The 7,715-nt window shown below is 63.7% G+C and carries 8 protein-coding genes; 5 read left to right on the top strand and 3 right to left on the bottom strand.

Going from position 1 to position 7,715, the window contains the following annotated elements; all coding sequences use genetic code 11:
• The 5 genes from C6366_RS18185 to C6366_RS18165 all read left to right on the top strand — a co-directional run.
• On the top strand, positions 1-1,148 hold a 1,148-nt coding region (locus C6366_RS18185), incomplete at its 5' end, for a glycosyltransferase family 4 protein (RefSeq protein ID WP_146164923.1).
• Between the two features lie 24 nt (positions 1,149-1,172).
• Positions 1,173-2,030: a glycosyltransferase gene (locus tag C6366_RS18180; protein ID WP_107740578.1), complete on the top strand. Its 858-nt coding sequence runs from the start codon at positions 1,173-1,175 to the stop codon at positions 2,028-2,030.
• A 6-nt stretch (positions 2,031-2,036) separates the two neighbouring features.
• The gene (locus C6366_RS18175) at positions 2,037-3,050 is read left to right on the top strand and encodes a glycosyltransferase family 9 protein (protein WP_107740577.1); all 1,014 of its coding nucleotides are present in this window, start codon (positions 2,037-2,039) and stop codon (positions 3,048-3,050) included.
• The gene (locus C6366_RS18170) at positions 3,047-4,234 is read left to right on the top strand and encodes a glycosyltransferase family 4 protein (protein ID WP_107740575.1); all 1,188 of its coding nucleotides are present in this window, start codon (positions 3,047-3,049) and stop codon (positions 4,232-4,234) included. The genes C6366_RS18175 and C6366_RS18170 overlap by 4 nt, the downstream gene beginning before the upstream one ends.
• A complete protein-coding gene (locus C6366_RS18165; RefSeq protein ID WP_107740573.1) occupies positions 4,231-5,079 on the top strand; it encodes a glycosyltransferase family 2 protein in 849 nt (282 codons plus the stop codon). Before C6366_RS18170 ends, C6366_RS18165 begins: the two co-directional genes overlap by 4 nt.
• Before the next feature lie 18 nt (positions 5,080-5,097).
• On the opposite strand, the gene C6366_RS18160 is transcribed toward C6366_RS18165, so the two are convergent.
• The 3 genes from C6366_RS18160 to C6366_RS18150 all read right to left on the bottom strand — a co-directional run.
• The gene (locus C6366_RS18160) at positions 5,098-6,129 is read right to left on the bottom strand and encodes a glycosyltransferase (protein WP_107740570.1); all 1,032 of its coding nucleotides are present in this window, start codon (positions 6,127-6,129) and stop codon (positions 5,098-5,100) included.
• Positions 6,126-7,058, bottom strand: a complete 933-nt coding sequence (locus tag C6366_RS18155) for a class I SAM-dependent methyltransferase (protein ID WP_158269859.1) — start codon at positions 7,056-7,058, stop codon at positions 6,126-6,128. The genes C6366_RS18160 and C6366_RS18155 overlap by 4 nt, the downstream gene beginning before the upstream one ends.
• Positions 7,042-7,715: O-antigen ligase (locus tag C6366_RS18150; protein ID WP_233248568.1), on the bottom strand; the 674-nt coding region annotated here is incomplete at its 5' end. The genes C6366_RS18155 and C6366_RS18150, both read right to left, overlap by 17 nt.

Below are 7,715 nucleotides of genomic sequence, written 5' to 3'. Positions count from 1 at the left end.
GGCCACGCATGCCCCCCCGACCAACCCCCCTGACCATCATCCACACCGAAGCCTCCGACGCCTGGGGCGGGCAGGACATTCGGGTCTTCACCGAGGCGCTTTGGCTTCGGGACCAGGGACATCACGTACATCTGTTCACTCCGGCCCACGGGGAGCTGTTCCAACGCGCATCAGAAGCGGGGCTGGATTGTGAAGCGGTTCCCTTTGCCAAGCGGACCAAGCCGGTGGACTTTGCGCGCCTGATGCGGCGGTTCAAGGATATCCGCCCTGACGTGGTCTGCACCCACAGCAGCGTGGACAGCTGGGTGGGATTAACGGCGGCCAGGGCCTGCAAGGTTCCGGCCACGATCCGCTATCGCCACGTGAGCACGCCGGTGGGGAACAATTTCATGAACCGCTGGCAGTACCGTCGGCTCTGCGACCATGTGGTGACCACAGCCGGGGCGATTCAGGACGAACTGCGCCGCACCCTGGGCCTGCCTCCGGACAAGGTCAGCTCCATCCCCACGGGCATCGCCCCCCCGGACCTGCCTTCGCGGGACCAGGCCCGGGCCGCGTTGCTGGAGCGATTCAACCTCCCGAAAACGGCCCGCCTGATCGGCCAGGTTTCGGTTTTGCGCAGTTGGAAAGGGCAGTACGTGCTCATCGACGCGTTTGAACGCCTGGCCGCCGAGATGCCCGACGCCCGCCTGCTCCTGGTGGGCGGGGGCCCGGTCATGGGCGACTATTCCAAACGAAGCCGGGAAAGCCCCTTTGCTTCGCGCATTCTTCTGCCCGGGCACCAGGAAGACGTCTGGCCGTTTTTTCGCGGCCTGGACGTGGCCGTCCTGGCCAGTACGAGAAACGAAGGCATCCCTCAGGCCGGACTTCAAGCCATGTTCGCGCGGTGTCCCTTCGTGGGCACGGCCGTCGGCGGAATCCCGGAAATCGTTGATCACCAGCGCACCGGTCTGCTCGCGCCCCCCAGCGACCCAAAGGCTCTGGCCGCGGCGATCACGGAGGTTCTGCGCTGCCCCGAGCTTGGAGCAACCATGGCGGACAACGCCCTGAACCTGGTCCGATCCGCGTTCACGCTTTCCGCCATGGGCCGCCGGGTCGAGGCCTTGTTGCGACGGCTCATAAATGAAACGAACCGGAAGAGACCATAGAAAGATGCGAAAACAGGCACGACAATGAACACCCCTGAAACGTCCAGCCCGCGCCGGATTGTGGACAAATCCCACATCAAGCTGAGCTACGTCACCCACTATTATCTGGACCAGAAACGTCCGGATACGGTTCTGGATCTCATGGCCAGGTACCAGCGGTACGCTCCGGAGCTGCTGGACGTGATCCAGTTCGTGGTGGTGGACGACTGCTCGCCGCTGCGGTTTGCGGTGCCTGACCTGGACCTGAACCTGACCTGGCTGCGCATCACCGACGACATTCCCTGGAACCAGGGCGGTGCGCGAAATCTGGGCGTGACCTACGCCGCTTCGGACAAGGTGCTGCTCACGGACATCGACCATGAATTTCCCGAGGCCACCCTGGCCAGGATGGTCCGGATGCGGGAGTGCGGCCGGGATTTTTTCAAGATCTACCGGACCGATCCCGTCACCGGGAAACTGCGCCACGGACACTCCAATACATTCCTGCTCTCCCGGGCCAGATTCCTGCGGCTCTACGGCTATGACGAAGAATTCTGCGGCCATTACGGAGCCGAAGACTACCGTTTCGTGAAGTTTCAGAAATATCACGGCTCACGGCAGCGCTACTTGCCCAAGAAGTATCGCTGCATCCCCCGGATCGACGTGGACCGGGACGAGGCTTATCACGGGCTGGAGCGCGACCTGTCCCACAACACGCCCATCGATGCCCGCAAGGAGTACGAAATGAAGCAGTACGGCAAAGACGCCGGGCACAGCCGAATGTTCTTGCGCTTTCTCTGGGAAGTGGTCCTGGAGCGGTCCCGGGAAGTGCGCATCCAGCGCAAGCGCAATCCACTGTGGCAGAAGTCCTGGTACTGGCGCTGGCTCGTGGGAGAACGGTGAGCGGGCATGAAATTCCTGTTCGTCAAACTCAAGCACATCGGGGACAGCCTGTTGCTGACGCCCACGATCCGCTCCGTCCGGGCGATCTATCCCCAGGCAAAAATCTGGGTTGTGGTGCGCCGGGGATGCCAAGGCATTCTGGCCGGTTGCCCGGACATCGACCGGGTACTCACCGCCGCCGCGCCGGAAAAAAACAACCGCCGACCCTGGAACTGGGCCGCGGACTTCGGCTTGGCCGCCGCCATTCGCCGGGAGCGCTTCGACTACGCCTTTGAACTGGGCGACGGCGACCGGGGCCGCTGGCTGACCCTGATCAGCGGGGCGCGCCACCGATGCGCCAATGCCGCGGGCCGACCGCTGCACTGGTGGTGGAAACGAACCTTCACGGACTTTTCCGAATTCTGGTGGTACAAAAGCCATCAGGTGGAAAAAGATTATTATACGGTCAGCGACTGTCTGCCCGATCCCCTGCCCCTGCCCATTCCGTCCTTGTCCTTTGCCAGGGACCGGACCCGGCCCTGGGCTCCAGCGGATAATCTGACGCGCTTCGCCGTGCTTCATCCCGGAACGCGCTGGTCCATCAAGCGGTGGCCGGAACAGCGGTGGAGCGATCTCTGCGCAAAGCTGCTGGAGCGCTTCCCGGCCATCGTGCTCAGTTGCGGTCCGGACTCGGAAGAGGTCCGACTGTGCGTCAGCCTGTGCAGCTCGGGCTCCGGACGGATCATCAGCACCTTCGGCAAGACATCCTGGGCTCAACTGGCAGGCCTGCTGCACAGGGCCTCCTTGTTCGTGGGCGTGGACACCGCTGCCATGCATCTGGCCGCTGCCTGTTCCTGCCCCACCGTGGCCCTGTTCATGGGCTCCAGTCCCGCGGAGTGGGCCCCCTGGAAAACCCGGCACACGGTGATCCAACCTGAGTCAGCGAACGAAGAACCACGTCGCTCGCCCCCTGAACGGATCAGCGTCAACATGGTCCTCCAGGCCTGCGACAACCTGCTCCGGGACGAAGGCCGGGCATGAACACGCTTTTTTTCATCGTCAACCAAGACCCGTTCGACGGTTCGGCCCACGGCCTGTACTGCCTGCGCAACTGCCAAGCCTTGGCCGAGGTGGATCCGCAAAAAAGCGTGCGCCTGGTCTATCCCGTGGAGATGCCGTTTCTACTTCGGAGACGCCACCAGAATCAAACCGTTTCCGACAACCTGAATCTTATGGGGCTTTCCGCCCCGTCCAATCTGCTCCTGCATCCCCTGCCCGCCCTGCGCCGGGCCAGAGGCCGTCGCGGCGTGACGGTCAACGCAGTCTATTACTGGGCGTGCCTTCTGTTCCTACGTCGCCGGATGCGGCCGGGAGACGTTCTGGCAAGCGCCAGCTTTGCCGGATTGACACGGTTTCTGTTCCAGCGAGTGGGGCGGGAGCGGGGCGGGAGACGGGTTTATGAGGTGCATCAGCTCGCGTCCATGGAACGTGGGCCCGACTCCAAGGCGGCCGGAATCGAACAGGCCGTATTTTCCGATGCGGACGTCCTGCTGACCACCACCGAGGTTCTTCGCGACCAGCTTCAGAAGCTGGTTCCCGGCAAGCCCGTGACCAACCTGGGGCTGGCCTGCGGCTTTGATCCTGAAATCGTCCCTCCGCCTGAGCCGGACGCCTCCCGTCCCTTCACCCTGGCCTATATCGGCTCCCTCTACCCGGAACAGGGCGTCCAGTGGCTCATTGGGGCTTGGGGCGAGATCACGGAACTGATCCATGCTTCGACGCGACTGAAGATTGCCGGGGGTAGTCCTCCTGAGGTGGAAGCCTTGCGCGAACTGACTGCCGGACGCGAGCGGATGGTCCTGGTCCACGGCCCGGTGGCTCCTGGAAATCTGTCCGGTTTTTTGCGGGATGTGGACGCCCTGATCATCCCGGCCCTGAACCGGGGCCGCATGCCGTACGTGGCCATTACCAAGGCCTATGACTATCTGGGATTGAACCGCCCGATTCTGGCCGCGAACCTGCCCAGCATCGCGGAGGTTCTGCGACCGGAACGGGAGGCGCTGCTGTTCACCCCGGAGGATGCCGCCGGAGCCGCCGATGCCCTGGTCCGGATCATGCGCGATCCGAGCCTTGTCCGAACCCTGACGGCCAATTGCCGGGGCCGCCGGGGGGAGTTCACCTGGGAAAGCCGTTCAACCTCCTGGTGGCGGGCCGTACAGTCATGAAAATCTCCATCGTCACCCCCACGTGGAATCGAGCCGAACGGCTGTGCTCATCCCTGGAAAGCGTCGCCAACCAGCAAACTCCGCCCTGGGAACACATCGTGGTAGACAACCTGTCCAAAGACGGCACCGCGGCACTGGTCGCCGAATACGCCCGCGCGGCTCCGTATCCGGTGCGCCACATCCGGGAGGCGGACGGCGGCATCTACCAGGCCATGAACAAGGGCATCGCCCTGACCACCGGCGAGGCCCTGCATTTTCTCAACGACGACGACATGCTCTTCGGGCCGGACGTGCTGACCTCCATGGGTCGGTGCCTGGCGCTCACGGACGCGGACATCGTTTTCGGGGACGTGGTCCTGCTGGACGAAGGGCATAAGCAGGTCCAGAGTTATCGCCGCCACCGCCAGATGAATCGCCTGACCCTGGTGGAGCGGACCATCACCCAGCAGGCCATCTTCTATCGTCGGGACGTCTTTGACCGTTGCGGGACGTTCGATCCCCGGCTGCGCATCGCCGCGGACCACGAGTGGTTGCTGAAGGCGTTTCTCAAGCACGACATCCGGGGCATCTACCTGAAGCGCCCGGTGGCCGTGTTCCGCATTGGCGGCGTGTCCAACGACGCGGCCTCCGAGGAGGCCCACCGCCGCGAGCGGGAAGAGGTCACCCAAAAGTATTTCTCCCCCCGCGAAATCCGGGCTGCCCACCTCTTTCGCCGCCTGGCGCGCAAGCTGCCCTTTGGCGCTGCGGCCCTGAACCTTTTCGTGCCCCTACGCCTGAACGTCCGGACCCTGCGCGAAAAAAACGGGGCCTTGCTCCCCGATCCCCTGGCCTGGATCGATTTGTAGTCCTGACGGTCTTCCCTCCTACCACCCAGCCAGAAATTCGGCGTACCCCTCCAGCCCACTTTTCCAGATCGCGTATCCCTGTTCATGCTCGTGCCGGGCCGCCGAGCCCAGCCCGTCTGGATCGATTCGGCGCAGCGCCGATCCGACCTGTCCGACGCCGACCATGTGGTAGAAGTATGGCTGTCGCCTCCCCGTGAGGCGGTGCCAGCGCTTGCCCAGGGACTTGCGCCATTTGTGCATTGTTCGGGAATAGGAGCGAAACAGATGGCCGCTGCGACCGTGGATCACGTATTCGTTGGTGGCCGGGCCGTCGTAGGCCAGAACGCAGGCTCCGCGGGCCATGGATTGGAGCACGGTCAGCCCCACGCCTTCGCGGGCCCGGGGGGCCAGGCAGAGGGAGCTTTGCCCCAGGAGCCGTCGATGCTCGGCGTCAGGGAGGAAGTCGCGGATGGTTTGGACCTGGGTTGAGCCGATGCGCTCCGGCAGGGCCAGGCCGGGGTGGTCGTATCCTGGGTCGGGGCGATGGATATGGATCAGTTTTTCCACGGCCAGATCAGCGCAGATGCGGCGGATAGCCGCTTCGCTGTAAAGCCCGATCCGGTTCCAATAGATTATGGTCCGCTCCGAATCTCGCCGGACGGGCTCGAACCGCGAGGGATCGAAATAGAACCGCAGCCGCAGCGTGGGCAGGCCGAAGCGCCGCGCAAGCTGCTCCACGGGCCGGGAAAAGGCCACGATGCGCGGGCAGGCGGGCGAACGGGCCAGCCCGGCCCAGAAGGTTTCGGGCCACCGGGCCACGTTGTCCCACATGGGCAGCCAGACAATCCGGGCCTTGTCCCGGCACAGCAGTTCCGGAGGGGGAGGCAGTTGGCAAAAGATCAGAGGCCGACCGGGGTCACGATCCAAGACGTCCAGAGGCGTTTGGGGGTTCTGGTCCCAGGGGGTCAGGGCGATGTCCAGCATGCCGCGTAGCGGTTCCGCCAGGATTTCCTGGAAAGCATTGCTCACGTCGGTATGCCAGGGCATGCAGAACGCGGGAATCGGGGTCATTTGGGACGATCCATATCAGATGCCTCCGTCCTGTCGGGACGTGGACAGATCGTGCGCCGGGCGTCCTCGGGAAGCAGGCTTTGCGGGAGCTTGACCGGGAACATCCGCTTGTTCAGGGACCGTCGCCAGCACTCCAGGAGCCGTTCCAAGGAGGCCAAGACGCCTCTGGGCCGAGCCAGGGGATCAGTGGAAAACGTCCGTCTGGTCAGCAAATGCAGGGCCGTGCCGTCGGAATAGAGGGTCGTGCCTGTTTTTTCGGCCAGCATCCGCAGGGCGGGCAGAGTGTAGAAGGTGACGTGCTGGCCGGTCTGGGGCCAGAAGTACCACCAGTCGTCCACGCTTCGGGGCCACGGGTCGGGTTGCAGGCGGGTGGAAAAAAGCAGGGAATCGGTATGCTCCAGCAGACGGTGCACTGTTGCCGTCGGCTTTTCCAGATGTTCCAACAACTCGAAGGCCGTGATGGCCTCGAAACGCTGGTTCGAAAAATCTGGGAGGTCTGGGACGTCGAAGCCCTGGGCGAAGATGTTTGTACACAGGGGATCATGGCGATGAAAATCAAAGCCCTCGTCCCGCATCAGCCGGACCATCAGCCCGTACCCCCCGGCGTAGTCCAGATATCGTCCGCCCGGATCGAAATGGGCCAGCAGGATGTTCCGCAGCTTGGCCGCCAGTTCCAGATTGCGCCGCACCAGGCCCACGTCCTGGATGGCGATGGCCTGATCGTAGGCCTCGGCCAGCCAGTAGGGAGACTCGGTCTGGATCAGACCGCAGCCGGAGCAGCGGAAGTAGGCCGCGTCGTGCTTGTCCAGGATGCGAGCCTGGAAGACCGGGTCTGTTCGCCCCTCGCAAATCCGGCACGGCTCGGACTGGTCCCGGATTCCCGAAGGCGGTTGAAGGCGTGATGGAGGTGATTCAGTTTTTTCCTGCATGGTCGGCATCCCGCCGGGCGCGGATCTCCGCGGAAATAACCAGTCCCACTGGCAGCCAGAACTGTATCCACATGGGCGAAATCTTGGACAGGGTCAGGTATCCGGCGGAGATGCCGAAGACCAGGGGGTAGAGCATGATGGCCAACAGCAGGAAGTTGCCGGTGCGGCGATGCTCCCGCCACGCTCCGCGCAGGGCCAGAGCGGCCAGGGCCAGCAGTAAAAACGTCCCGATCAGGCCGCCAAAGTGCATATTTTCCAGGTACAGATTGTGGGCTACGCCATGCAGCTCTCCGCTGGCGGAAATCAAATCCTGATGCTCGTTCAGCCCGAACCCGAACCAGGGTCGCTCCCAGGCCCGCTCTAGGGCCAGGGACCAAATCTCGCCGCGTATGCCAAGTCTCCGTTCCTCCCCGACCATCCCCTCTGGATGGTGCAAGGAAAACACAATCACGGCCAAAATGGCCACGCCGAGTACGGCCAGGACCATCAGCAGCCGCCGGTCGCCCTGAATCAGCAGGCCCAGCCCCACCACCAAGGCAATGCCCACCAAGGCCCCCCGGGTCTGCGTCAGAACCACGAAAACCAGCACGGCCACCAACGCCGCCGCCCCAATCCAACTCCGCACAGCGCATGTTCCGCCTTCCGCCTCATTCCCAC

Origin of the sequence: Desulfonatronum sp. SC1 (assembly GCF_003046795.1) — a bacterium.
Classification (GTDB): domain Bacteria; phylum Desulfobacterota; class Desulfovibrionia; order Desulfovibrionales; family Desulfonatronaceae; genus Desulfonatronum.
Note: the sequence above shows the minus strand (reverse complement) of the source record. Positions and strands in the feature narration are given on the sequence as shown.

Excerpts from the sequence above, each read along its gene's own strand:
- C6366_RS18155 (WP_158269859.1), bottom strand. The coding sequence starts at position 7,058 with ATGCAGGAAAAAACTGAATCACCTCCATCACGCCTTCAACCGCCTTCG.
- C6366_RS18175 (WP_107740577.1), top strand. The coding sequence starts at position 2,037 with ATGAAATTCCTGTTCGTCAAACTCAAGCACATCGGGGACAGCCTGTTG.
- C6366_RS18160 (WP_107740570.1), bottom strand. The coding sequence starts at position 6,129 with ATGACCCCGATTCCCGCGTTCTGCATGCCCTGGCATACCGACGTGAGC.
- C6366_RS18170 (WP_107740575.1), top strand. The coding sequence starts at position 3,047 with ATGAACACGCTTTTTTTCATCGTCAACCAAGACCCGTTCGACGGTTCG.
- C6366_RS18165 (WP_107740573.1), top strand. The coding sequence starts at position 4,231 with ATGAAAATCTCCATCGTCACCCCCACGTGGAATCGAGCCGAACGGCTG.
- C6366_RS18180 (WP_107740578.1), top strand. The coding sequence starts at position 1,173 with ATGAACACCCCTGAAACGTCCAGCCCGCGCCGGATTGTGGACAAATCC.